The following is a 24,809-nucleotide window of genomic DNA, read 5'->3' as shown; positions in this document are numbered from 1 at the left end:
CAAATATAGCAGGTTACCAAAGGTTTATCTTGAACAGGCCTGCGTGGGCGAGCGGTCCCGATTCGGCACATCCCAAGCCAGTGTTTCGCAGGATGAGCGCGCCTGCCCCAAGAAGAGCGCCGAATCAGAAGGCGCACATCCATTTCCGTGCGACGGCGCTGATCCGCGCTTGTACCAAAGCGGCAGAATTACCGCCTTGACGGGTTGTGCAATCTGGCCGCTAATTCTTGCACCCGGTGGTGGAGCACCGGTCTTTGGAGGAAAACATGAAGACCAGATTGATCTGTGCCGCCTTGGCGGCAAGCGCTGCCTATTGCGTGCCCGCTTTCGCACAATCCAACGACACGCTGGAGCGGCTTGGCAGCTTCCGCACCACCGGCACCACCGAGTTCATTACCGTCGATCAGAACAGCGAAAGTGCCGATGCGATCCGCTCGACGCTCGAGCGCATCGAACTTCCCGACGGGTTCTCCATCGATCTCTATGCCCTCGTGCCGGATGCCCGTCACATGGCCGTCGGACCGCAGGGCATCGTCGTCTTTGTCGGCACCCGCAAGACCGAAGTCTGGGCCGTCACCGATCGCGACAAGAACCGTGTTGCCGACGAAGTGAAGAATTTCGCGCCGTCGCTCGCCAAGGCGATCCCGAACGGGCCCTGCTTCTCTCCTGAGGGCGTGCTGTTCATCGCCGAGCAGAACCGCGTTCTGCAGTACCCGGCCGCTGAATTCTTCTACGAGAGTCCGGACGTCGTCGCCGTCCCGGTCATCGCCGATGGTGAACTCGTGCCGGAAGAGGAAGTCAGCTACAACCACACCGCGCGCGTCTGCGACATCGGGCCGGACGGCAAGCTCTACGTGTCGCTCGGCCAGCCCTACAACGTGCCGCCGGCTGAAAAGATGGATCTCTACAACGAGCAAGGCATCGGCGGCATCATTCGCGTCAACCAGGATGGCTCGGATCGCGAAGTCTACACCCACGGCGTGCGCAACTCCGTCGGCCAGGATTTCCACCCCGAGAGCGGCGAACTTTGGTTCACAGATAACCAAGTCGACGGCATGGGCGACGACATCCCGCCCGGTGAGATCAACCGCCAGACCGAAGCCGGCCAGAACTTCGGCTTCCCCTGGTATGGCGGCGGATCGATCCGCACCAACGAATACAAGGATGCCGAGATCCCTGCAGACGTCGTGATGCCCGTCGTCGAGATGCAAGCGCACGCAGCCGACCTCGGGATGATGTTCTACAGCGGAAACCAGTTTCCGGATGAGTACAAGAACGGCATCTTCTCGGCCCAGCACGGGTCCTGGAACCGTACCGAGCCGGTCGGGGCACGCGTGATGTTCACCCCCGTCGATGCCGAAGGCAATGTCGGCGAGACCGTACCGTTCGCCGAAGGCTGGCTCGACGAGAACGGGGAATATCTCGGCCGTCCGGTGGATGTGGCGCAGCTGAGGGACGGGTCCATTCTCGTCTCGGACGACCTGGCAGGCGCGATCTACCGCATCTCCTACGAGGCGCCCCAGGCCCAGTAATGCGTTCCGGCGGCGGGCAGCATCATGCCCGCCGTCCTTCTCAGCCAGGATCAAAAACATGCGTTACATCGTTGCTTCAACGGCACTTATCGTTGCCTGCTCTATCGCCTCCCCCTCACTTGCGCAGGATGCAGCATCAGGCCGCACGTTGGCTGGCCAGTGCCGGACATGCCATGGTCTCGACGGCATCGCGCAAATCCCGATCGCGCCGAACCTCGCCGGCGAAAGCCAGATTTATCTCGAAAAGCAGCTGAAGGCCTTTCGCAGTGGCGAGCGCGAAAATGAGATGATGAGCGTGGTTGCCAAGAACCTGACGGACGAACAGATATCGGATCTGTCGGCCTGGTATGCCTCCATCAAGATCACCGCGACGATGCCTGAATGAGACTTGCGATCCAGCGCCAAAATCGCCACATGCGATAGATACCGTTTACGCGAGGCGCTTGGATACCATGGCAGAGACCGTCACCGTCGAGATCCCCCACCGTTTGACGAAGCTTGAGGCACGCCAGCGGCTGGAAGGCGGTCTGCAGCGTGTTCACGAGCAGGTGGCCGGTCGCGCCGTGAACGTCGAGCAGGAGTGGTCCGGCGATCATCTCGATTTCAAGGCCGGCATGATGGGCCAGACGATTTCGGGCCGGCTCGATGTCGAGGACAACGTCGTCAAGCTCGAGCTCGACCTGCCATGGCTGCTCGCCTCGCTCGCAACCACCATCAAGGGCCGGCTTCAGAAGGAGGGCACGCTGCTTCTCGAAAAGAAGTAGTGCACGCCCTTCCAAGTCGATTTGCCGCCAAGGGTTGTGCCCCATGGCCGCTTCCTGCAGTCTTGCGCCCGATTTCAGGCCAGACAGCGAGGAAGACCATATGATCGACCAGACGTCGAAGCCCACTTCGGCAATCGATACGGCAAACGCGCAAACGGACATTACGCCTCACGGCTTTACACTCACCGACCCCGACCTCTATCGCGACCGTTCCTTCATCGGCGGTCAATGGGTCGACGGCGGGGACGGTGCCACGCTCGATGTGCGCAACCCTGCCGATGGATCGACTATCGCCACCTTCCAGGTGCTGGGCCCCGATGGCGCGCGCGCAGCTGTCGATGCCGCAGACGCTGCCTTTGATGCATGGGCCGACCTTCTTCCCCAGGACCGCATGGCAATCCTCCGACGCTGGTACGACCTCGTCCTGGCGAACAAGGAAGACCTCGCCCGCATTATGGTGCTGGAACAGGGAAAGCCGATTTCCGAGGCCCGAGGCGAAATCGATTACGGCGCATCCTTCATCGAGTTCTTTGCCGAGGAAGCCCGACGCCCCGACATCATGAGCGTGACCTCGCATCTACCCTCGGCAGAAGTCGAGGTCTGGCGCGAGCCGGTCGGTGTGGCAGCACTCGTCACGCCATGGAATTTCCCCATCGCCATGATCACCCGCAAGGCCGCTGCTGCACTCTCGGTCGGTTGCACAGTGGTTATCCACCCCTCCAAGGAAACGCCCATCTCGGCCTTGGCGCTCGCCGTTCTGGCAGAGCGCGCCGGCTTCCCGGCAGGCGGGTTCAACGTCGCGATCGGCGAGCCGGCATCGATTGTCGGAACCTGGACAAGCGACGCGCGGGTCAGAGCGCTGTCCTTCACGGGATCGACCGAAATCGGTCGGCTGCTCTATGAGCAAAGCGCGCCGACCATCAAGCGGCTGAGCCTGGAACTTGGCGGGCACGCGCCGTTCATCATCTTCGCCGATGCCGATCTGGACAAGGCCGTCGACGAGGCGATCAAGGCCAAATTCGCGACATCCGGACAGGACTGCCTCGGTGCCAACCGTTTCTATGTCGAACGCCCTGTCTATGACGCATTCTGCGGGCGCTTTGCCGAGCGCACGAAGGCGCTGACCGTCGGTTCCGGCATGGACGATCCCGACATCGGACCGCTGATGAATGAGGCTGCGATCGCAAAGCAGGTCGAACAGGTCGAAGACGCCCGTATCAAAGGCGCGAAAGTACTGTGCGGCGGCCAGAAACACGAAGCCGGTCCCCTCTTCTTCGAGCCGACCGTGCTTGCCGACGTCCCAGCCGATGCGAAGATCATGAGCGAGGAAACCTTTGGCCCGGTCGCCGCCATCACGGCATTCGACAGCGAGGACGAAGTGGTGCAAGCGGCCAACGCCACGGAGTACGGGCTGATCGCCTATGTCCACACGATGAAGCCTGCCCGCATCTACCGGCTGTCGCGCAAGCTGCAATACGGCATGATCGGGGTGAACAGAACGAAAGTGACCGGCGCGCCAATCCCATTTGGCGGCATGAAGCAATCCGGCCTCGGCCGCGAAGGTTCACGCCATGGCATCGAGGCGTTCTCCGACGTCAAATATGTCTGCCGCGACTGGTCCTAACCACCAGCGACTTCCCATTTGTCGAGGAAGTCTTCGATGTCGAGCGTCTGCATGTCCGCAATGGCGGCGTGCAGGCGTTCATCCGGCCAGTCCCACCAGGCGAGAGCCAGCAGCCGATCGATGATCGCTTTCTCGAACCGTGTCCGGAGCGGCTTGGCAGGCATGCCGGCGACGATGGTATAGGGGTCGACGTCGCGCGTGACGACGGCGTTTGCGCCGACCACGGCACCGGTTCCGATCGTGACGCCAGGCATCACCACGGCCCCGTGACCGATCCACACATCATGGCCGATCGTCACACGCTTCGAGCGGCGACGATCGCGAAACTCATAATCAATGCCGTGAAAGCGGAAGAACTCGTTCGGGCGATAGGTCACCTTGTGCGTGGTCACCCGCTCCATCGGATGTTCGAGCGCATTGATCCGAACATTGGCGGCGATCGAACAAAACCGCCCGACATCGGTGTAGATCGCTTCGCCATGACGCTCGAAATAGGAGTAGTTGCCTACGGTCACATCGCGCATCACGACGCGTTCTCCGATCACCACGAACCGGCCGAACGTGCAGTCCTGCACGGTGGCACTACCGTGCACCTTGGGTGTCGGGTCCTTGAGAAGGTCATCGTGATCGTCCATGGCCGGCCTTTAGTGGCTCGACGGAGCATCGGCAAGAGCGCACCCCGACTGGCGCGCAACTGCAAGCCGCGCTAATCTAGCGCCATGGACGGAACCAACATCAACAATCGCGTGCTCATCGTCGCGATCGCACTCTCGGCGGTGATGACCGGCGCAGCCTTTGCCGGCTGGTCGGCCTATGGCACGGACATGTTCGTTGCCATGGTCCAGAACGGTCTCGCTTGGTGCCTATAGCGCGGTTGTGAACGGCTGCGCCCATTTATCCTACTGACATTATAGGGATCTGCCTTTAGATCAGGCTCGAAACAAAGCCGCTGAAGGCATCGACGCGCATGGTTTTCTTCCGCACTGCTCTATGGGCACTGGTCATCATCTTCGCCGGCGTTCTCGCCTGGGTGAGCTATCAGTTCACCCGCACCGCCGGGCCGGGCGGCGAGGAGCCCTATGGCGTGGACTTCGCGCTCGTGGACGCATCGGGCCAGGAGATCACTGAGGAAGCTTTCCGTGGTCAGCCGACGGCCCTCTTCTTCGGCTTCACCCACTGCCCAGACGTCTGCCCGACGACGCTGTTCGAACTCGATGGCTGGATGCAGCAGGTCGACCCAGAGGGTGACGACCTCAACGCCTACATGGTGACAGTCGATCCGGAACGGGATACTCCGGAGCTTCTCTCCGGCTATCTCTCCAACGTTTCGAATCGCATCGGCGGCATCACCGGCGAGCCGGGCGCGGTCGCCGAGATGGTGCAGGGCTTCAACGTCTACGCGCGCAAGGTCCCGCTCGACGAGAACGATCCAGAGGGCGACTACACGATGGACCATACGGCGTCGGTATTCCTGCTGGACGAAAACGGCCGCTTCCGCTCCACCATCGCCTATGGCGAAAATGCCGACACGGCTGTACAGAAACTGCGCAATCTCATCGGCGGCTGAGCTGAAAAAGCGACGCCCGGACGCAGGATCTTCATGTCGCAAAAGCGCCTCTTCGTGAAAACGAGCGAAACTGAAGCTTCGCGCATCCTCGACATTCTCTCAAACGCCTTCGAAGAGGATGGCTTTCCCGTCGCCACGTCGGAAATCGATGAGAAGGCAGATGTCTGGGAAGCATCGATCTACGCCGACGAGAGCGAGATCGCGGATTTGCGCGAACGGGTGGCTGCGGTGCTCGAGCCCGACTTCGGCGCGTTAGCGATCGAATACGAAGACGTTCCGGATATCGACTGGGTCAGCAAGTCTCTGGAGGGCTTGAAGCCCGTGCGCGCCGGTCGTTTCCTGGTGCATGGCTCGCATGATCGCGCCGCGATCAGGCCCGGTGACCTGCCGATCGAGATCGATGCCGGCCAGGCTTTCGGCACGGGCCATCATGGCACCACGTCCGGTTGCCTGGAAATGATCGACGAGGTGGTGCGACGGAGCAAGCCGAAGCGCGCGCTCGATCTCGGGACCGGCAGCGGCGTTCTCGCCATAGCCGTCGCGCAGCTATGCAACGCGCGCGTCGTCGCGACCGATATCGACCCGATTGCAGTGAAGATCGCGGCAGAAAATGCCGCGCTGAACGAAGTCGGTGCACGCATCAAGATGCGCACGGCGCCCAGCTTTCAGTCCCGGATCTTCAAGGACGAAGGCCCGTTCGACCTCATCGTCGCCAACATTCTGGCAAGACCGCTGATTTCAATGGCGCCCGAACTCGTGCGCCATCTCGCGCCCGGCGGCAGCGTCATCCTGTCGGGCATTCTTGCAGAGCAGCGCTGGAAAGTGCTGTCCGCCTATAACGTCCAAGCCCTCGCCCACAGAAAGACCTTGTGGCGCGAGGGCTGGGTCACTTTGCATTTGAGCTGAGGCCTGCCGGAGGCTCCGCTTCCACCAGTTCAAAGATTAGAACGGGAAAGAAGAAGAGCCTTCGCGAACCATGTCTTCGCGGCGGCGACCGAGCGTCTTCAGCGTTTCGTCGTCGAACGACAGCAGAGCGCCGTTTACGTAGCGGCGCACCTGGCGCTCACGAGCTTCGATGACGCGATCGAATGCAGTACGGAAAATGTTCTTGGCCATTTGTCGGTGTCCTTTGGTCCGGCGTTGCTTGGCCTCCCATGCTTCTCAAGATAGAGATTCGTTTCGGGAGTGGCAGGCCCCGAGGCGCATGGGAGCCTTGCATTTATCGCAACTGCGAAGCAGTCATGCTGCAACGCAATATTAACGATGGCCCGGATTGCCTGCAGGCGGGTGCCATTTCAGGTCGAAGGTTGGACCATGTTTCAGAATTTCTCCGTGCTCTCGTCGCCGGAAACAGGAAAAGATCGCGTTGCGAGACTGCGCGGAAAATTCGACGGGCACGGCATCGATGCCTTCATCATTCCGCGCGCCGATGAATTCCAGGGCGAATATGTACCGGCGTCTGCAGCACGCCTGCAATGGCTCACGGGCTTCACCGGCTCCGCCGGAGCCTGCGTCGTGACCCGGAATGAAGCCTTTATCTTCGTCGACGGCCGATACACGACCCAAGTTCGCATTCAGGCTGACATGGACGTCTTCCAGCCCATGGACCTCGTGGACAACCCGCCGCCTGAATGGATCACTGCCAACGCCCCGGCCGGCATGCGCATCGGCTACGACCCCTGGCTTCATACGACAGGCGAAGTCGCACGCCTGGAGAAGGCAGCGAAGTCGGCAGGCGCCATGCTCGTTGCCGTGTCCTCCAATCCGCTTGATGCGGTCTGGGATGATCGGCCGGCCTTGCCGGTCGGCCGGGTGTCGATCCAGTCGCGCGATCATGCCGGCAAGCTCGCGCATGACAAGATCGCCGAAATCGATGCGGCGGTCACGGCCAAGAAGGCCGATGCCTTCGTCATGACCGATCCGTCCTCCGTTGCCTGGGCCTTCAATATCCGCGGCGCCGACGTACCGCACACGCCGCATCCCCTTGCCCGTGCGATCTTCCAGCCTGGACAGCGCCCGCAGCTCTTCATCGAGAACGCTAAGCTCCGTATCGAGGAGAAGGCCTATCTCACGCAACTGTCGGACCTGAAGGCGCCGGAGGGCTTTGCCGCTGCGCTTGGCAGCCTCGGCAGAAGCGCCGCCAAGGTTCTCGTCGATCCGGCTCTGACACCGAAGGCGATTGCCACCGCCATCACCGAAGCAGGCGGTCGATTGGTGGAAGATTCAGATCCTGCCCGCCTGCCCCGTGCAGTCAAGAACACAGTGGAAATTGCCGGATCACAGCGCGCACATCTCGTCGATGGCGCGGCGATGGTCACGTTCCTTGCCTGGCTCGACCGCGAGCAGCCGGGCTCGCTCGATGAGATTACGGTTGCGAAGACACTCGAAGCGACCCGTAGCCGGATCGGCCAGAGCCACCAGCTGCCGCTGAAAGATGTCTCGTTCGAAACGATCTCGGGTGCGGGGCCGAACGGCGCGATCATCCACTACCGCGTCAACGAGCAGACCAATCGCAAGCTCCAGGCCGGCGAACTGTTCCTGCTTGATTCCGGCGGTCAGTATGTCTCCGGCACGACCGACATCACCCGCACCGTGGCGATCGGTACGCCGACGGATGAGATGCGGCGCTTCTTCACGCTGGTGCTGAAGGGCATGATCGCAATCTCGGTGGCGCGTTTTCCCGAAAACACCAAGGGCAGTGAGCTCGATCCGCTCGCCCGCATCGCGCTCTGGAAGGCAGGGGCGGATTTCGGCCATGGCACCGGCCACGGCGTCGGGTCATATCTGTCGGTGCACGAAGGCCCGCAATCGATCTCGCGGCGTGGCACGCAGGCTCTTCTACCTGGCATGATCTTGTCCAACGAGCCCGGCTACTACCGCGAGGGCGCGTTCGGCATCCGCATCGAGAACCTGATCTACGTCCACGAGCCTCGCGCGATCGAGGGCGGCGACAAGCCGATGCTCGGCTTCGAAACGCTAACACTTTGCCCCATCGACCGCAGGCTCGTCGAACCAACGCTCCTGACGGAAGAGGAGCACGCCTGGCTGAATGCCTACCACGCCCGCGTTCGCCACGAACTCACGCCGATGCTGGAAAGCGCGGAAGACCGGGCCTGGCTCGACGCTGCGACAGCGCCGCTCTGATCAGCCGATCAAAGCGTTTCTAGGTGAAGTGGATAACGGTTCACCGTCGGAAACGCGCCAGATCAGAAACTTGATGTCATTGAGCTTATCAAAGATAAGCGAAATCACATTAAGGCGCGCAGTGCCACCACGATCGCCGTGCCGATGAAGACGGTCGCCAGCATCGGCAGGCGCAGTCCGATGAGGATCGCGACCGCCATGGTCAGGGCCTCTGCCGTGCCGTTGAAGACCGCGGCCGGCGCAAAGAGCGTCGTGAGAACGGCTGCCGGAACCGCATTGAGCGCTGCCTCGACGCGCGGATGCAGCCGTTCGAACCGCGACAGGATCAGATGACCGCCGATCCGCGTCGCATAGGTCGCGAGCGCGGCTGCGAGGATGATCCAGACATTGACGCTGAAGCCGTCCATCACCGGGAAGCCTCGCTGCCGACGGAGGCTTTCATGTTCTGTGGCGGCCGCGTGTCCGCGATGATCGCCGCAACCGCGATGCCGATGATCGCGCCGATCGAGACGTGCCAGGGCGAGCCGATGAAATGGAAGCCAGCGATCGATCCGAGCGCGCTCGCAAGCACCACCGGCAGCCAGTTCTTGCGCGAGCGAAACCCGAGCACGAGTGCCATGAAGTAAAGCGGCAGAAGGAAGTCGATGCCGAATTCTTCGGGGTTTTCGATCAAGCCGCCGAAGACGGCGCCGAGATAGCCCTCCGCCACCCAGGACAGATAGACCGGCAGGCCGATCCCGAGATACCAGGCGAAGGTCATCGACTTGCCCGCTTCGCTGCGCCTCTCGGTCTCGGCATAGACCGGATCGATGAGCAGGAAGAACGCAACCGCCTTCTGCCACAGCGAGAAGTGGCTGATGCGACGCCCGACCGCTGCCGAATACAGAACGTGGCGGAAGTTAACCGCGAAGATCGACAGAACGATCAGCCAGGGCGCGGCCGATCCATTGAAGAGATCGATGCCGACCATCTGGCTGGCGCCCGCATAGATCGTCGCGCTCATCAGCACCGCCTCGCCGACGGTCAAACCGTTGTCGACGGCAAGCGCTCCGAACAGGAGGCCGAAGGGTGCGGCGGCTACCACCACCGGAACGCATTGACGCATACCGGCGAGGAAATCGCGCTTGAACGAGACGGTCATGATGGTCCGATCGAGAGTATCAGCGGAGGCGAAGTTTCATCGGTGAAACCCCGAAACGGCGCATAGCCGTGAGCATGCGCACTATCTTTCCGTCGCCATGGTCAAGTCAAATGAAAAGGCCTGACGCTCGCTTGCATATTGCTGATGCTAACGATGCCAGTTCTTAGGCGCCGATCAGCGTGAACCAGCCATCCTCGTCGGTCGTCTCTACGCCCAGTTCCTGCGCCTTTTTCAGCTTCGATCCAGCGCCCGGGCCCGCCACCAGAAGATCGGTTTTCGCGGAGACCGATCCGGCGACTTTGGCGCCGAGCCGTTCGGCCATCGCCTTGGCCTCGTCGCGCGTCATCCGCTCCAGAGCACCCGTGAAGACCACTGTCTTGCCGGCAACAGGAGAATCGCTTTGCGGCTTCTCTGCCTCTTCCACGGTGAGTTCCGCGACGAGCGCGTCGACCATCGCGACATTGTGCGCCTCGCCGAAAAAGCGGCCGACGGCGTCGATGACGGCGGGGCCGATATCGTCCAGAGCGTCCATCTCTTCGCGTGCCTGCGCGTCCCCTGCCGCAACCGCGTGCGCGGCCTGCTGGAACCCGTCCCAGTTTCCGTAAGCGCGCGCGAGCGTCTTCGCGGTCGATTCCCCCACATGCCGGATGCCAAGCGAGAAGATCAGCCGCTCGAGCGGCACCGTGCGGCGCGCTTCGATCGCATCGAACAACTTCTGCGCCGATGTGGCGCCATAGCCTTCGCGGTTCTTGAGCTTGCGCAGATCTTCGGCAGCATCACGCGCCTTCAGCGTGAAGATGTCCGCAGGCTGGCGAACGAAGAGCGTCTCCTCATCGAAGAAATACTCGATCTGCTTCTCGCCGAGGCCATCGATGTCGAACGCCTTGCGCGACACGAAGTGCTTCAGATGCTCCTTGCGCTGATAGGGACAGGCAAATTCGCCCGAACACCGGCGCACCACGCCCTCGACGCCGCCAGCCGTCTCTTCGCGCACGATCGGCGTCTTCAGGTGACAGGGGCAAATGGTCGGAAACTCGAATGCCACCGCGTCTTCCGGGCTCTTCTCGACCCGCAACACCTGCGGGATGACGTCGCCGGCCCGTTGGATCTCGACCGTGTCGCCGATCTTGACGCCGAGCCGGGCGATCTCTTCCGCATTGTGGAGCGTCGCGTTTGTCACGACCACGCCGCCGACGGTGACCGGTTCCAACCGTGCGACCGGCGTCAGCGCGCCGGTGCGGCCGACCTGGATGTCGATGGCGTTGAGGATCGTGAAGGCCTTCTCGGCCGGAAATTTGTGCGCGATCGCCCAGCGCGGCGAGCGTGACACGAAGCCAAGCCGCTGTTGCAGCGCGATCTCGTCCACCTTGTAGACGACGCCGTCGATGTCATAGGGCAGTTCGGCGCGCACCCGCTCTATGGCGTGATAGTGCTCCAGCAGGTCCTCGACGGTGGAGAGCCGTCGCATCAGATCGTTGGTGTGGAAGCCATAGTCGGCCAGTGTTTCGACCATGGCATACTGGGTATCGGCTGGCAGCCCGGGCAGCACCTCGCCCCAGGCATAGGCGAAGAATTTGAGCGACCGCTCGGCCGTAAGCGACGCATCCAGCTGGCGCAGCGACCCGGCAGCCGTGTTGCGCGGATTGACGTAGGTCGGCCTGCCGAGTTCCGCCTGGCGCTGGTTGAGCGCGACAAAATCATCGCGCGTCATATAGACCTCGCCACGCACTTCGAGCACGGACGGCGCGCCTTTTGGCAGCGTAGTGGGGATGTCCTTGATCGTGCGGGCATTGGCCGTGACGTTTTCGCCAACGGCACCGTTGCCGCGCGTGGCAGCCGTGACCAGCTCACCGTCTTCGTAGCGCAGTGAGAGCGACAGGCCATCGATCTTCGGCTCGGCCGTGAAGGTCAGTTCGGTGTCGGCACCGATGCGCAGGAATCGCCGCACCCGTTCGACGAAATCGGACACGTCCTCGTCGGAAAACGCATTGTCGAGCGACAGCATGCCGACGCGGTGGACGACCTTGCCGAAGCCCGATGCCGCCTCCGCGCCCACCTTGTCGGAAGGCGCCTCGACGGGCTTGAGATGCGGAAAAGCAGCTTCGATTGCGAGATAGCGCTGCTTCAGCGCATCGTAATCCGCATCCGAGATGACCGGGGCATCTTCCTGGTGATAGCGCTTGTCGTGCTCGGCAAGCTCGGCCGAGATGCTTTGGAGAAGTTCGGCAGCCTCGGTTTCGTCCATCTTGTCGACCGGGGTCTTGCGGACATTGGGATCGAACGAGGTCGGCATCTGCTGGCGCTCCACTGACAGGTCTAAACGCCCATTCCATATGGCAGGTCAGGCCGCGAAAACAGCCCTCGCCGTCTCAAGCTTCAGGCGTTTTCCGACAGCAGGCGTGCCGCTGCCGCCCTCGCCTCCGTCGTCACGGTGGCGCCGGCCAGCATGCGGGCGATCTCTTCCTCGCGGCCATCGGCGTCAATTTTGGTGACACGCGTCGCAATGGCGTTGGAATCGTTCGGCCCCTTGGCGATCAGAAGATGCGTCGAGGCACGTGCAGCCACCTGCGGCGCGTGCGTCACCGAAAGCACCTGCACCTGACCCGCCAGCCTGCGCAAACGCTGGCCGATTGCATCGGCGACCGCGCCGCCCACACCGGTGTCGATTTCATCGAAGACCAGCGTCGGTGCCGATCCCCGGTCGGCAAGCGCCACTTTCAGCGCAAGCAGGAAGCGGGAGAGCTCGCCACCGGAGGCAACCTTCATGATCGGACCCGCGCGCGTGCCCGGGTTGGTGCGCACCTGGAACTCGACCCGATCGATACCGTCAGCCGTCGGTTTCTCCGGATCACTGTCGACTTCGATGAGGAATTCGGCGCGCTCCAATTTGAGGGCCGGCAACTCGGCCATCACGGCAGCCGCGAGTGCCTTGGCCGTGTGGCCGCGTTTTTCCGACAATGAGCGTGCTGCCGTGTCGAACAGCGCCCGTGCTTCGATGACCGCCGCTTCCAGATGCTGAAGCTTCTCCTCGCCCGCATCGAGATCGGCGAGATCGTCCATCATGCGCTGGGCGAGCGCCGGCAACTCGGAAACGGGAACATTATGCTTGCGGGCTGCAGCACGCAGCGCGAACAGCCGCTCTTCGGTGCGCTCCAGTTCGGCCGGATCGTAGTCCGCCTTCCGCATGGCGGCCTCGATCGCCATTTGAGCCTCACCAAGGGCTGCAAGCGCCGCATCGAGTGCCAGCACGGTTTCCTCAAGCAGCCCCGGGGCTTCCTGAGACTTGCGCTCGAGCCGCCGCACGAGCGAGCTCAGGAGCGGCACGGGAGACCCCTGCCCCGAAAGCACGTCTTCTGCTTCCTTGATATCGCTGGCAATACGCTCGGACTTCATCATGTCCGCCCGGCGACCGGCCAGTTCGTCCTCTTCGCCGTCAAGCGGTGACAGCTGATCGAGCTCGGCAAAGGCGGCGCGCAGATAATCCGCCTCACGGGCCGCGGCATCGACCTTGGCGCGATGGATATCGAGCGCTCGGACAGCATCGCGCCAACGCCGATAGAGGCCGGCAAGCGCTTCGGCCTCGCCGGTCAGTCCGCCGAAGGCATCGAGAAGAAGCCGGTGCCCGTCCGTGTCGATCAGAGCGCGATCATCGTGTTGACCGTGAATTTCGACAAGCAACCGGCCTATGTCGCGCATGGTGGCGACGCTGGTCGGCTGGTCGTTGACAAAAACCCGCGTGCGGCCATCGGCACTCTGAATGCGCCGCAGGATCAGGTCGCCATCGTCATCGAGACCATTTTGACGCAGGAGCTGGCGCGCTGGATGATCCTGCCCGACATCGAAGACGGCCGTCACTTGGCCGCGTTCGGCACCCTGGCGCACAAGGCTGCCATCGCCGCGCGCGCCGAGTGCGAGCGAAAGGGAGTCGAGAAGAATGGACTTCCCTGCGCCGGTTTCCCCGGTCAGCACGGACAGGCCGCGCTCGAAGTTCAGGTCGAGCCGCTCGATCAGAACGATATCGCGAATCGACAGCTGTGCCAGCATGAACCTTCGCTCGGGGAGTCGGCAAAAACGGATGAACGATCAGCAGACGAAGAACCCACCAAACCCTTCTTGGGCCGGTGGGTTCCGAAGATCAAGCATCCGGGCCGATAAGGGCTGCGCCGGCCCGTGAAATCCAGGAGCCGGTGTTTTCACGCGGCTGCAGCCCGCCGGTCTGCAGCAATGCGTAGGAATCCGCATACCACTGGCTATCCGGATAGTTGTGGCCAAGCACTGCAGCAGCCGTCTGCGCTTCGTCGGTCAGGCCGAGCGCGTAATTCGCTTCGACGAGACGGGCGAGCGCTTCCTCGACCTGGCGCGTGTTCGGATATCGCTCGACGACGTTGCGGAAGCGGTTGATGGCGGCGACATATTCGCGGCGCTCGAGATAGTAGCGGCCGACCTGCATTTCCTTGCCGGCGAGCTGGTCGCGGGCGAAACGGATCTTGGCCTGAGCGTCCTCGACATATTCTGAGTCGGGATAACGATCGACGACGGCCTGCATGGCCTGAATGGCGCGGGCCGAATCGCGCTGGTCCTGCGTCACGTCGCGGATCTGGCGGAAATAGGACAGGCCGATGATGTACTGCGCATAGGCAGCATCCTGATCGCCTGGATAGAGGCTGAGATAGCGGCTCGCACCATTCACCGCCTCGTCATAGTCGCCCTGGCGATACTTGACGAAGGCGTTCATGACGAGCGCACGCCGGGCAAACTCCGAATAGGGATGCTGGCGATCAATCGCTTCGAACTTGCGCGCAGCCTCTGTCAGCCGGCCGCCCTGCAAGTTCGCCAGGCCCTGGTTGTAGAGAACATCCGGCGGATCGATGTCGCTCGCAAGAGCGGTGATATCGATATCGGGTTCCGTCTGGCAGCCTGCAGCGACGCCCGCGACGGCGACCAGAAGACCAAGCGCCGCGCTTCTCGCAAGCGAGCTCCCGGACTGTTGCCGAACCTTGACTGTCATGCGCGCCAAAACCCTTTCAAGATGTCCAATGCGAACCTTGGCCTTCTAGCGGCATTCGCCGCTGGCCTCAATGCCTGAGCCGGCCCGTAACTGTGCCGATATTGGCGCATTTTTGTGACGGCAGCGATTTGGCGCTACGACTAATGCGCCCATGGTGCAAATGAGGGCGATACCGCAACCAGATCCGCCCTGCGAAAGCGCTGAGCCCCGGCCGACGGCGCTTCGACGATATCGTAGGCGGACAAATCGTCGAGCAGCGCTTTCAGTGCGATCGCGTTCAGCTTGTGTCCGCCGCGATAGGAGCGGAAGCATCCAATGATCGGCGCGCCGGCAAGAGCCAGATCACCGACCGCATCCAGCGTCTTGTGGCGCACGAACTCGTCGGAGTAGCGCAGACCCTCAGCGTTGATGACGCTGTCATCATCGGAGACCACCACGGCATTCTCGAGCGATGCGCCGAGCGCAAAGCCGGCGGCCCACAGCTTTTCCACGTCGCGCATGAAGCCGAATGTGCGCGAACGGGCGAGTTCGGAACGAAACACGCCAGCGGTAACGTCTCCTGCCCACACCTGACGGCCGATCGCGGCGCTGTCGAAGTCGATCGTGACCTCGTAGCGCGTCGTTCCATGCGGCAGAAATTCGCCCCAGGACCCGCCCATCTCGACACGCACGGGCTTGCGCACGCGAATGAAACGGCGGCGTGCCTCCAGTTGGACGATCCCAGCCTCGTCGATGGCTTCGACGAACGCCCGGGCCGAACCGTCCATGATCGGCATTTCGGCGCCGTCGACTTCGATGATGATGTTGTCCACGTCGAGAGCGGCAATCGCTGCCATCACATGCTCGATCGTGCCGATGGTCGCGCCGCTTGCGCTGCCGATGACGGTGCAGAGATCCGTCGCGACGACCTTCGACGACACCGCACGAATGTCTTCTCGGCGGCCGTCGGCAAAGACGCGGCGGAAGATCACGCCGCTGTCGATGTCACCCGGGTGAAGACGAACGGTCACTTCGGCCCCACTGTGAACACCGATGCCCGAAAGCGAGACGTGGTGCGCAATTGTGGTCTGGTTGCCGGAAGAAATTGAAATCATAAAATTGCCCGCTGCGTTGTCGCGATCGATCCCTTCGCGGTTCGATCGTCTGTAGTCCCAAGGGCATTCACGCAGTTCGAACGTTCGTCAGCCCCAGCCTCCCGGTGGATGCGGAAGATACGGGCGAGGCTCAGGCCGGCAAAATCACGGATTGTTTCGAAATCTTGCAACCCGTCTGGTCGGAATTCTAATTCTTTTCCAATGACTTGCGAGATGGAGACCTTCCGGCAGCATCAGAGAAGGATGCTGCCGGAAGGCGATAGTGTGGCGCGACTCAGTTGGCCTGACGGCGCAGGAAGGCCGGAATTTCCAGCTGGTCGTCGTCCTGGGAAACGCGCTTGGCCTGAACCGCGCGGCCCTGGTCATCGAGCTGTCCACGACGCGGAGCGTAGAGGCTCGCCTCTGGCGACAGGCTGCGACGCTCCTCTGCGGCCGGCGCACGGGGCGCTGCACGCGGTGCTTCTTCCTCGTCGCGACGGCCAAGGCTGTTCGACAGGCGCTTCAGAAGGCCCATCGGGCCACGCTCGTCGGCAGCAGGCTCGGTCCGCGGAGCCTGGCGATGCTCCATCTCGGCCTGAACGACCGGCGGGAAGTCTTCGACCCGCGGCATGCGTGCCGGCTCGACCGGAGCCATCGCCTGCGGAGCCGGAGCCTCGACAGGACGCGGCGTCGGCGGAACATGATAGCCAGCCATCGGACGCGGTGCCGGAGCTTCTGGCTGCGGTGCGTTTGCAAAGAGGCGGCTCTGCGGCACGAAGTCGTCGGCCTGCGCGATCGGCTCGATGCGCAGTTCGCGCTCGATTTCCGCTTCGGCAGACTTCAGCGAGGCTGCAAGCGTCTGCTCGGACACCACTTCGCGAACCGGTGCGGGCTGATGCTGGACCGGCGCAGGGGCAACCGCACGCGGAGCAGCCGGCTGGGCAGCCTGAGGTGCGGCAACGCGCTGGGCGGGACGCACTTCCTGACGCTGCTGTCCGGCCTGACCACCGCCGATTTCGGCTGCAGCCTTGTCGATGCCGGTGGCAACGACCGACACGCGAATGAGGCCTTCGAGTTCTTCGTCGAATGTCGCGCCGAGGATGATGTTGGCATCCGGGTCGACTTCTTCGCGAATGCGGGTCGCTGCTTCGTCCACTTCGAACAGCGTCATGTCACGGCCGCCGGTGATCGAGATCAGCAGCCCTTGTGCGCCCTTCATGGAGGTTTCGTCGAGCAGCGGGTTGGCGATCGCAGCTTCGGCAGCGGCCATGGCGCGGCCTTCGCCGGATGCTTCGCCCGTACCCATCATCGCCTTGCCCATCTCACGCATCACCGAACGAACGTCGGCGAAGTCGAGGTTGATGAGGCCTTCCTTGACCATGAGGTCGGTGATGCAGGCGACACCCGAATAGAGCACCTGGTCGGCCATGCCGAAGGCGTCGGCGAAGGTCGTCTTCTCGTTGGCGATCCGGAACAGGTTCTGGTTCGGGATGACGATCAGCGTATCGACGCAAGCCTGCAGCTCTTCGATGCCGGCATCGGCAACGCGCATGCGGCGGCCGCCTTCGAAGTGGAAGGGCTTCGTAACGACGCCCACGGTCAGAATACCCTTTTGACGGGCAGCCTGCGCGACGACCGGAGCAGCACCGGTGCCGGTGCCGCCGCCCATGCCGGCGGTGACGAAGCACATATGCGTGCCGTTCAGGTGATCGACGATCTCGTCGATGCACTCTTCGGCGGCAGCGCGGCCGACTTCCGGACGCGAGCCCGCGCCGAGGCCTTCGGTCACTGCAACGCCCATCTGGATGATGCGCGTGGCCTTGGTCATCGACAGCGCCTGCGCGTCGGTGTTGGCGACGACGAAGTCGACGCCCTCAAGGCCTGCATTGATCATGTTGTTGACGGCATTGCCGCCGCCGCCGCCGACACCGAAAACGGTGATCCGTGGCTTCAGCTCGGTGATGTCCGGCTTCTGCAATTTGATGGTCATGGCACCCGATCCTTTCCGTTTTCGGCCAAACGCCGCTTTGGCCAAAGCCCTGATTAAAAACTCTCTTTAAGCCACCGCCCCATACGGGCGATCGTACCTGTTCCTTCGCCGACAAAGCCGGCCCTGCCGGAAGCATGGTCTTCGAGACCTGCAACCTGCGGATAGATCATTAGCCCCACCGCGGTGGAGAAGGCCGGGCCCTTGGCCGCCGCGGGAAGACCCGCGACTCCCATGGGACGGCCGATGCGCACGTTGCGGGCGAGGATACGCCTGGCCACGTCCGCCATTCCCGTCAGCTGGCTTGCGCCGCCTGTCAGGACGATGCGCTTGCCGACCGCGCCGCTGTGGCCGGATTTCTGCAAGCGATCGCGAATCATCTCCAAGGTTTCCTCTACCCGTGCACGGACGATCTTGACGACTAGAGCACGCGGAACCTGCGTGGGCATGTCGCGTTCATCGTCGCCGATCGGAGGAATGCTCACCACATCACGGTCGTCGGTGGAGGTTGTGACGGCCGAGCCGTGCACGACCTTCAGACGTTCTGCATCTTCGACCCGCGTGGACAGGCCGCGCGCAAGGTCCATCGTCACGTGATGGCCCCCGAGCGCGATGGCATCGACATGCACGAGCCGGCCTTCGGAAAACAGTGAAATGGTGGTCGTGCCGCCGCCGAGATCGATCGTGACGCAGCCCATCTCGGCCTCGTCGTCGACCAGCGCAGCGAGGCCGCTGGCATAGGGCGTCGCGACCATGGCCTCGACGGAGAGATGGGCGCGGTTGATGCAAAGCTCGAGATTGCGCAGCGGCGCGCGTTCAGCCGACAGAATGTGCATATCGACCGACAGACGATCGCCGAACATGCCCGTAGGATCTTCGATGCCGCGCTCGCCATCGAGCGTGAAGAGGGTCGGGAGCGAATGGATGACGCCGCGATCGGCAAGCGCCGACTTCTGCGCCGCTGCCGAGAGCACCTTCCGCAGATCGGCGGAATTGACTTCGTGCCCGCCGAGATCGATCGAGCCCGAGTAGGTGTCGCTCTTCAGTCGGCCCGCCGAAACGTTAACGATCAGCGATTCGACCGTCAGCCCGGCCATGCGCTCGGCCGCGTCGACCGCCAGCCGCACTGCGCCTTCGACCGCGTCGAGATCGGCGATGACGCCGGCCTTCATGCCGCGGGACTTCTGATGGCCGATGCCGACAATTTCGATCCGGTGCGTACGGCCTGGCAGAAGCTGGCTTTCCGTGCGTGGCGTCAGCCGGCCGATCATGCACACGACCTTGGATGATCCGATGTCGAGCACCGAGACCGTGGTCGTGCGCTTGGCCGAGAGCGGACGCATGCGCGGGACGCCGAAGGAGCTGGACCCGAAGATGCTCATGTACGCCGCTCCATCGCCTTCAATGCCTTGCTGCGCTCTTCCCACGCTGCCTGCCGGCGCTCGAGCGCATCCGGCGTCAGGCGGATGGCGATGCGGTCGGAAAGCCTCAGATCCACCGCAGCGATGTCGCGCGACAGGATTTCTTCGGTACGGTCGAGTTCGGCAAGCGTCGCCAGAGCTTCCTTGGTGCCGCGCTCGGGCAGCCGAGCCACGATGCCGTTGCGGAAATAGAGGTCCCAGCGGCGCTCCGCGACGCGGACGGCGGCGCGCATGCGCCGCTGCAGATCGGGATGCTCGGAAAGCATCTTGTCGAAGCCGGCAGCACCTGAATCGGCGCCGAGCCCGACGAACAGCGGCAGCATGTTGAAGCGGGCATCGTTCATCGGGGTGATGATGTTGCCGTTCCGCTCGATCAGGAACAGGTCCTTGCCGTTCTGCCAGATCCCGAAGGCCTGCCGTTCCTTGACTTCGACCGTCACGCCGTCCGGATAGACCTTGCGAACCTGGGCGTCGCGGACCCAGGGAAGCTCAAGCAGAGCATTCCGCGCATCAGCCGCATTCATCGCCATGACGGACGTCGCACCATCAAGGCCGAGCGTCGTCAGAATATCGATTTCGGACGTCTGGACATTGCCCTCGACGGTGACGTTATCGATCGCAAAGCCGAGCGCGGCCGTGCCGTCATTGACGACTGCGGGGCCGTGCCCGCCGACGACGGTGCCATAGACGAGCGTGGAACCGAGGAACACCAGCGCGAGAACCGATCCCAGGTGACGGGGGATCGCAAGTTCTTCAAGCGCAGGCGATTCGAGATAGCGCACTACCCGGCGAAAGGGGCGCGGCAGTACCGGAACGACACGGGCCGACGCAGCCGCAACCGCCGCCGAACTCCTCCACGCACGTTTACCGATCAACGCAAACAAGATGCGTCCTCCACCATCCAGGCCAAGAATTCGCCGAAGTCATGCCCTGCATGCTGGGCGAGTTCGGGCACCAGCGAGGTTGGTGTCATGCCAGGCTGAGTGTTGACCTCCAGCCAGATGACCTCGCCCTCTTCGGAAAATCGGTCGTCGTAACGGAAGTCTGATCGACTGACGCCGCGACACCCGATTGCCCTGTGTGCCTTGAGCGCCAATGTCTGTATTTTTTGGTAAATATTTGGTGAAATTTTTGCGGGGTATTCGTGTTTTGATCCGCCGGGTACGTATTTGGAATCAAAATCATAGAAGGTGTGGCCCTGCGGGATGATTTCGATCACCCCAAGCGCCACATCGCCCATCACGGCGCAGGTCAATTCACGGCCTTCGATGAATCGCTCCACCATGATTCGGTCGCCATATTTCCACTCCGACGAACCGATGACCTGCGGAGGATGGGTCTGCCCCTCGCGCACGATGACGACCCCGAAGCTCGACCCTTCATTGACCGGCTTCACCACATAGGGCGGCTTCATCGGATGGTTCGAGCCAATGTCGTGGCGATCCATCACGCGGGATTCGGCAACCGGCACGCCGCCGGCCTTGGCGACCTTCTTGGCTTGATCCTTGTCCATGGCGAGCGCGGAAGCGAGCACGCCGGAATGGGTATAGGGAATCTGCAGATATTCGAGGATGCCTTGGATCGTTCCGTCTTCGCCGAACGGCCCGTGCAGGGCATTGAAGACGACGTCGGGCTTCAACTCGTGAAGAACGCTTGCGACATTGCGATCGACATCGATGCGGGTCACGCGATAGCCGACGCCTTCGAGCGCATCCGCACAGGCGGCACCCGACGACAGGCTGACCGGTCGCTCCGAGGAGAACCCGCCCATAAGAACGGCCACGTGGCCTTTCGACATACTGATCCCCTCTGATCATCCCTCAAAGCACAGGACGCACCGAAACCGCGCGCGACAAGGCAGCCAGCCCCGGACCAGCAAACCTTGGCGACGTCATGCCGCGACTCAGTGACGAATGTGCTTGATCCCAAGGAATCAGAACGGGGATTCCGTGACAACCCCACATGGAGCCCCCTGGAATCACATGTGATTTCAAAGGGGCGTCGGTCGAACGTTCCAGCGTGCGAGATCGAGGACCTACTCGGCGCCGAGAAAGGGCTTTACCACCCGGCCATCGGCGAATTCACCGAGACGGCGGATTTCCCAATGCAGGCGAACGCCACTCGTTTGCGCCACGCGCGCGCGAACGGTCTCGCCGAGAAATTCCAGGTCGTAGCCGCTGGCCTGCCCCGTATTGATCATGAAGTTGCAGTGCATCGGCGACATCTGCGCGCCGCCGATCGTCAGACCACGACAACCTGCCCGGTCGATTTCCTTCCAGGCCGACGAATCAGGCGGGTTCTTGAAGGTCGAGCCGCCAGTCTTCTCACGGATCGGCTGCACCGTTTCTCGGTGATGCTGGACCGCATCCATCTCGGCACGGATGACCGTCTGGTCGGCCGCGTAGCCCTCGAAGATCGCATGGGTGAAGATCAGATCGTCGGCCGCCCCGCTGTGGCGGTAGCTGTAGCCCATGTCGGCATTGCTCAGCACATGGACGTTGCCCTGCCGATCCAGCGCGTGCACTTCGACGACCCGATCCTTGGTTTCCACGCCGTTCGCACCAGCGTTCATCCTGAGCGCGCCGCCGATGCCGCCCGGGATGCCGTGGTAGAAATGCAGGCCCCCGATCGAGGCGTCGAGGGCCGCTGCCGCGACGCGCTTGTCCGGCGAGGCCGCACCCGCTTTCAGCCGCGTCTCGCCCACCTGTTCGATGTCACCGAAGCCCTTGGCAGACAGTCGCACGACGGCGCCGCGAATGCCGCCATCGCGCACCAAGAGGTTCGAGCCGATGCCGACGACCATCAGCGGCACGTCTTCGGGAAGCGCCTTCAGGAACGCGGCAAGATCATCCCAGTCGGCCGGCTGGAAGAGAAGATCGGCCGTACCCCCCGCCCGAAACCAGGTGATCTTGTCCATCGGCGCATCGGGGGTCACGCGGCCGCGAAGGCCTTCAAAGATCGGACCGAGCGTTTCCAGAAGCTTCGCACCGTGCTGGGGATGCTGCATCATGCGTCTCCGGACAATGCTGCGAGCTCACCTCCGAGCGCAGCCGCCCAATAGGTGATTGAGCCCGCGCCAAGGCACACCACGTAATCGCCTTTCGAGGCCGTCGCAGCCACGATGGCTGCCAGTTCCCCCGGCGCCTCGATCAGGCGCACGTCGCGGTGCCCGCCGGCCTTCATGCGCTGTGCCAGATGGGCGGAATCGATGCCCTCGATCGGCTGCTCACCTGCCGTGTAGACCGGAGCGAGGATGACCGTGTCGGCATCGTTGAAACATGCGGCGAAATCGTCGAAGAGGCTCGCCAGGCGCGTGTAGCGGTGCGGCTGGACGATGGCGACGATGCGGCCGTCACAGGCGTCCCTGGCGGCTCTGAGCACCGCCTTGATCTCGACCGGGTGATGCCCGTAATCGTCGAAAATCTCCACGCCCTTCCAGCTGCCTACATGGGTGAAGCGCCGCTTCACGCCGCCGAAGGAACCAAGGCCGGTCTTGATCTGCTCCGGCGTAACACCGAGTTCGATCGCGACGGCGATCGCCGCCGTGGCATTGGACACATTGTGACGGCCAGGCATCGGAAGACGCAGGTCGCGGATGTCGATCGTCTCGCCGGTCTTGCGACGGCGGATCAGAACGTCGAACACCGAGACCGGGCCGTCCATGCGGTGGTTGAGGAAGCGCACGTCGGCTTGAGGGTTCTCGCCATAGGTGACGACGCGGCGATCCTCGATCTTTCCGACGAGCGACTGCACTTCCGGATGATCCAGGCACATGACGCCGAAGCCATAGAACGGCACGTTCTCGACAAACTGCGCGAAGGCCGCGCGAACCGCCTCGAACGATCCGTAATGATCGAGATGTTCGGGATCGATATTCGTAACCACAGCGACGTCGGCGGGCAGCTTCAGGAACGTGCCATCGCTCTCGTCGGCTTCCACCACCATCCAGTCGCCTGCCCCCATGCGGGCGTTGGTCCCATAGGCGTTGATGATGCCGCCATTGATGACGGTCGGGTCGAGATTGCCGGCGTCGAGCAAGGCGGCGACCATGGAGGTCGTCGTGGTCTTGCCATGCGTGCCGCCGATCGCGACTGCGTTGCGGAAGCGCATCAGTTCGGCGAGCATTTCGGCGCGGCGCACGATCGGCAGCAGCTTCTCGCGCGCCGCAACCAGTTCCGGATTGTCCTTTCGGATCGCCGTCGACACCACCAGCACCTCGGCGTCGCCGAGATTTTCAGCCGCGTGTCCGACGCTGACCGGAATGCCCTTCTTGCGCAGGCGCTCCACATTGGCGCTTTCGGACTGGTCGGAGCCCTGCACGCTGTAGCCAAGCGTATGAAGCGCTTCGGCAATACCGCTCATGCCAATGCCGCCGATGCCGACGAAATGGACGAGGCCGATGGTCTGCGGCATCTTCATGCGCGGTTTTCCTTGAATTTTCCGATGCTCATGCGGCCCGCAATAGCCTCTGCAAGATCGGCGAGCAAGGCGGCGGCATTCGGCCGGCCGGTCGCCTTGGCGCTGGCAGCCGTGGCCGCAAGCCTGGCAGGCTCGCTCATGGCATTTGCGATCAGGCCGGTCAGCCGCGGCTGGTCGAGTGCCGATTGCTGGATGACCTCGGCGCCGCCCTTCGCCATGAGGGCCGCCGCGTTGGCGGCCTGGTCATGGTCGAGTGCGTGCGGATACGGAACGAGGATGGCCGGTCGACCGATGACGGCGAGCTCCGACACCGTCGACGCGCCAGAGCGGCTGATGACGAGATGCGCGGCAGCGATCCGCGCCGCCATGTCGGAAAAGAACGGCGACACTTCCGCCGTGATGCCAAGCGCGCGGTAAGCCGCGACGACCTTGTCCGCATCCTCCGCCCGCGCCTGCTGGGTGATGGCCAGCCGTGCGCGCAGATCCGGTGCGAGCTTCTCGATGGCGGCCGGCAGCGCCTCGCCGAAGAAGCTGGCGCCCTGGCTGCCGCCGAAAATGACGAGATTGAAGGGCTCACCGGGCCCAGACGGTCGATAAGGCACCTGCGAAGCTTCGATCACGGCGGGGCGGACGGGATTGCCGGTCGTGACGGTTCGTGCCGAATGCGGCCCCTCTTCCGGCAGGAAGCCGCCCGCAATCGCATCCACCCGCGGCGCGAGCAGCCGGTTGGCCCGGCCCATCACAGCATTCTGCTCGTGGATCAAGGTCGGCGCTCCGAGCCGCGTGGCGGCATACACCGGCGGCAGCGTCGGGTATCCGCCAAAGCCGATCACGGCCGCGGGTTTCAGCCGGTTGATCAGGCGCTTGGCCTCGCCGACGCCCTTGACCAGTGTGATCACCGACTTTGCGACGGCGATCGGGTTGCGCGAACCGATCGTTGCGGAGCGAACCACATGCACCGCATCGGCCGGGAATTGTCCGGCGAACCGCTCTGCGCGGGTGTCGGTCACGAGGTCGACCCGGTGGCCGCGGCGTCTCAGCTCATGAGCCAGCGCCTCGGCCGGAAAAAGATGTCCCCCGGTTCCCCCGGCCGAAAGCAGAAACAGTTTGCTCAAGAAGCGATCCCTTC

The 24,809-nt window shown here is 63.0% G+C and carries 23 protein-coding genes; 8 read left to right on the top strand and 15 right to left on the bottom strand.

Translation table 11 applies throughout. The features are described from left to right. Window positions 1-266: 266 nt before the first annotated feature. The 4 genes from D5400_RS08390 to D5400_RS08375 all read left to right on the top strand — a co-directional run bounded on the left by D5400_RS08390 (window position 267) and on the right by D5400_RS08375 (window position 3,920). Window positions 267-1,532, top strand: coding sequence for a PQQ-dependent sugar dehydrogenase (locus D5400_RS08390; protein WP_126009478.1), 1,266 nt, complete (start codon window positions 267-269; stop codon window positions 1,530-1,532). Window positions 1,533-1,590: 58 nt separating this feature from the next. Further along, window positions 1,591-1,917, top strand: a complete 327-nt coding sequence (locus D5400_RS08385) for a c-type cytochrome (protein ID WP_126009476.1) — start codon at window positions 1,591-1,593, stop codon at window positions 1,915-1,917. A 67-nt stretch (window positions 1,918-1,984) separates the two neighbouring features. Beyond that, on the top strand, window positions 1,985-2,296 hold the full coding sequence (locus D5400_RS08380) for a polyhydroxyalkanoic acid system family protein (protein ID WP_126009474.1): 312 nt from the start codon (window positions 1,985-1,987) through the stop codon (window positions 2,294-2,296). A 100-nt stretch (window positions 2,297-2,396) separates the two neighbouring features. Continuing rightward, a complete protein-coding gene (locus D5400_RS08375) occupies window positions 2,397-3,920 on the top strand; it encodes an NAD-dependent succinate-semialdehyde dehydrogenase (RefSeq protein ID WP_126009472.1) in 1,524 nt (507 codons plus the stop codon). On the opposite strand, the gene D5400_RS08370 is transcribed toward D5400_RS08375, so the two are convergent. Beyond that, complete coding sequence (locus tag D5400_RS08370; protein ID WP_126009470.1) at window positions 3,917-4,555, bottom strand: DapH/DapD/GlmU-related protein; 639 nt, start codon at window positions 4,553-4,555, stop codon at window positions 3,917-3,919. The genes D5400_RS08375 and D5400_RS08370 overlap by 4 nt on opposite strands. Before the next feature lie 84 nt (window positions 4,556-4,639). Here D5400_RS08370 and D5400_RS21085 point away from each other — a divergent pair, with 84 nt between their 5' ends. The 3 genes from D5400_RS21085 to D5400_RS08360 all read left to right on the top strand — a co-directional run bounded on the left by D5400_RS21085 (window position 4,640) and on the right by D5400_RS08360 (window position 6,393). After that, the gene (locus D5400_RS21085) at window positions 4,640-4,789 is read left to right on the top strand and encodes a hypothetical protein (protein WP_164527825.1); all 150 of its coding nucleotides are present in this window, start codon (window positions 4,640-4,642) and stop codon (window positions 4,787-4,789) included. Window positions 4,790-4,887: 98 nt separating this feature from the next. Further along, window positions 4,888-5,487, top strand: a complete 600-nt coding sequence (locus D5400_RS08365) for an SCO family protein (RefSeq protein ID WP_126009468.1) — start codon at window positions 4,888-4,890, stop codon at window positions 5,485-5,487. A gap of 33 nt (window positions 5,488-5,520) precedes the next feature. Further along, window positions 5,521-6,393 (top strand): 50S ribosomal protein L11 methyltransferase, encoded by an 873-nt coding sequence (locus tag D5400_RS08360; RefSeq protein WP_126009466.1) that lies wholly within the window; start codon window positions 5,521-5,523, stop codon window positions 6,391-6,393. Between the two features lie 36 nt (window positions 6,394-6,429). Here D5400_RS08360 and D5400_RS21080 read toward each other — a convergent pair whose 3' ends face one another. Continuing rightward, window positions 6,430-6,603, bottom strand: a complete 174-nt coding sequence (locus D5400_RS21080) for a hypothetical protein (protein WP_164527824.1) — start codon at window positions 6,601-6,603, stop codon at window positions 6,430-6,432. Window positions 6,604-6,801: 198 nt separating this feature from the next. Between D5400_RS21080 and D5400_RS08355 the strand changes: the two genes are divergently transcribed. Continuing rightward, the gene (locus D5400_RS08355; RefSeq protein ID WP_126009464.1) at window positions 6,802-8,631 is read left to right on the top strand and encodes an aminopeptidase P family protein; all 1,830 of its coding nucleotides are present in this window, start codon (window positions 6,802-6,804) and stop codon (window positions 8,629-8,631) included. 104 nt (window positions 8,632-8,735) lie between these two features. Here D5400_RS08355 and D5400_RS08350 read toward each other — a convergent pair whose 3' ends face one another. The 13 genes from D5400_RS08350 to murG all read right to left on the bottom strand — a co-directional run bounded on the left by D5400_RS08350 (window position 8,736) and on the right by murG (window position 24,795). Then, window positions 8,736-9,038 (bottom strand): AzlD family protein, encoded by a 303-nt coding sequence (locus D5400_RS08350; RefSeq protein WP_126009462.1) that lies wholly within the window; start codon window positions 9,036-9,038, stop codon window positions 8,736-8,738. Then, the gene (locus D5400_RS08345; protein ID WP_126009460.1) at window positions 9,038-9,772 is read right to left on the bottom strand and encodes an AzlC family ABC transporter permease; all 735 of its coding nucleotides are present in this window, start codon (window positions 9,770-9,772) and stop codon (window positions 9,038-9,040) included. Before D5400_RS08345 ends, D5400_RS08350 begins: the two co-directional genes overlap by 1 nt. A gap of 163 nt (window positions 9,773-9,935) precedes the next feature. Continuing rightward, on the bottom strand, window positions 9,936-12,065 hold the full coding sequence (gene ligA / locus D5400_RS08340) for an NAD-dependent DNA ligase LigA (RefSeq protein WP_126009458.1): 2,130 nt from the start codon (window positions 12,063-12,065) through the stop codon (window positions 9,936-9,938). An 83-nt stretch (window positions 12,066-12,148) separates the two neighbouring features. After that, window positions 12,149-13,816, bottom strand: a complete 1,668-nt coding sequence (recN, locus tag D5400_RS08335; RefSeq protein ID WP_126009456.1) for a DNA repair protein RecN — start codon at window positions 13,814-13,816, stop codon at window positions 12,149-12,151. A 91-nt stretch (window positions 13,817-13,907) separates the two neighbouring features. Then, window positions 13,908-14,780 (bottom strand): outer membrane protein assembly factor BamD, encoded by an 873-nt coding sequence (locus D5400_RS08330; protein ID WP_126009454.1) that lies wholly within the window; start codon window positions 14,778-14,780, stop codon window positions 13,908-13,910. A gap of 140 nt (window positions 14,781-14,920) precedes the next feature. Continuing rightward, window positions 14,921-15,874 carry a UDP-3-O-acyl-N-acetylglucosamine deacetylase gene (gene lpxC, locus D5400_RS08325; RefSeq protein ID WP_126009452.1) on the bottom strand — a complete coding sequence of 318 codons (954 nt, stop codon included), beginning with the start codon at window positions 15,872-15,874 and terminating at the stop codon, window positions 14,921-14,923. 274 nt (window positions 15,875-16,148) lie between these two features. After that, complete coding sequence (ftsZ, locus tag D5400_RS08320; RefSeq protein ID WP_126009450.1) at window positions 16,149-17,843, bottom strand: cell division protein FtsZ; 1,695 nt, start codon at window positions 17,841-17,843, stop codon at window positions 16,149-16,151. A 53-nt stretch (window positions 17,844-17,896) separates the two neighbouring features. Then, entirely contained in the window at window positions 17,897-19,222 is a 1,326-nt protein-coding gene (ftsA, locus tag D5400_RS08315) for a cell division protein FtsA (RefSeq protein WP_126009448.1), read from the bottom strand. After that, window positions 19,219-20,145: a cell division protein FtsQ/DivIB gene (locus D5400_RS08310; RefSeq protein WP_164527823.1), complete on the bottom strand. Its 927-nt coding sequence runs from the start codon at window positions 20,143-20,145 to the stop codon at window positions 19,219-19,221. The genes ftsA and D5400_RS08310 overlap by 4 nt, the downstream gene beginning before the upstream one ends. Next, the gene (locus D5400_RS08305; RefSeq protein ID WP_126009444.1) at window positions 20,133-21,059 is read right to left on the bottom strand and encodes a D-alanine--D-alanine ligase; all 927 of its coding nucleotides are present in this window, start codon (window positions 21,057-21,059) and stop codon (window positions 20,133-20,135) included. The genes D5400_RS08310 and D5400_RS08305 overlap by 13 nt, the downstream gene beginning before the upstream one ends. Before the next feature lie 237 nt (window positions 21,060-21,296). Further along, on the bottom strand, window positions 21,297-22,271 hold the full coding sequence (murB, locus tag D5400_RS08300) for a UDP-N-acetylmuramate dehydrogenase (RefSeq protein WP_245451483.1): 975 nt from the start codon (window positions 22,269-22,271) through the stop codon (window positions 21,297-21,299). Continuing rightward, window positions 22,268-23,680: a UDP-N-acetylmuramate--L-alanine ligase gene (murC, locus tag D5400_RS08295; protein WP_126009441.1), complete on the bottom strand. Its 1,413-nt coding sequence runs from the start codon at window positions 23,678-23,680 to the stop codon at window positions 22,268-22,270. The genes murB and murC overlap by 4 nt, the downstream gene beginning before the upstream one ends. Further along, entirely contained in the window at window positions 23,677-24,795 is a 1,119-nt protein-coding gene (gene murG / locus D5400_RS08290; RefSeq protein WP_126009439.1) for an undecaprenyldiphospho-muramoylpentapeptide beta-N-acetylglucosaminyltransferase, read from the bottom strand. Before murG ends, murC begins: the two co-directional genes overlap by 4 nt. Window positions 24,796-24,809: the final 14 nt, after the last annotated feature.

Origin of the sequence: Georhizobium profundi (assembly GCF_003952725.1) — a bacterium.
Taxonomy (GTDB): Bacteria; Pseudomonadota; Alphaproteobacteria; order Rhizobiales; family Rhizobiaceae; genus Georhizobium; species Georhizobium profundi.
The sequence above is the reverse complement of the archived record's forward strand: the minus strand, read 5'-3'. Positions and strand labels throughout refer to the sequence as shown.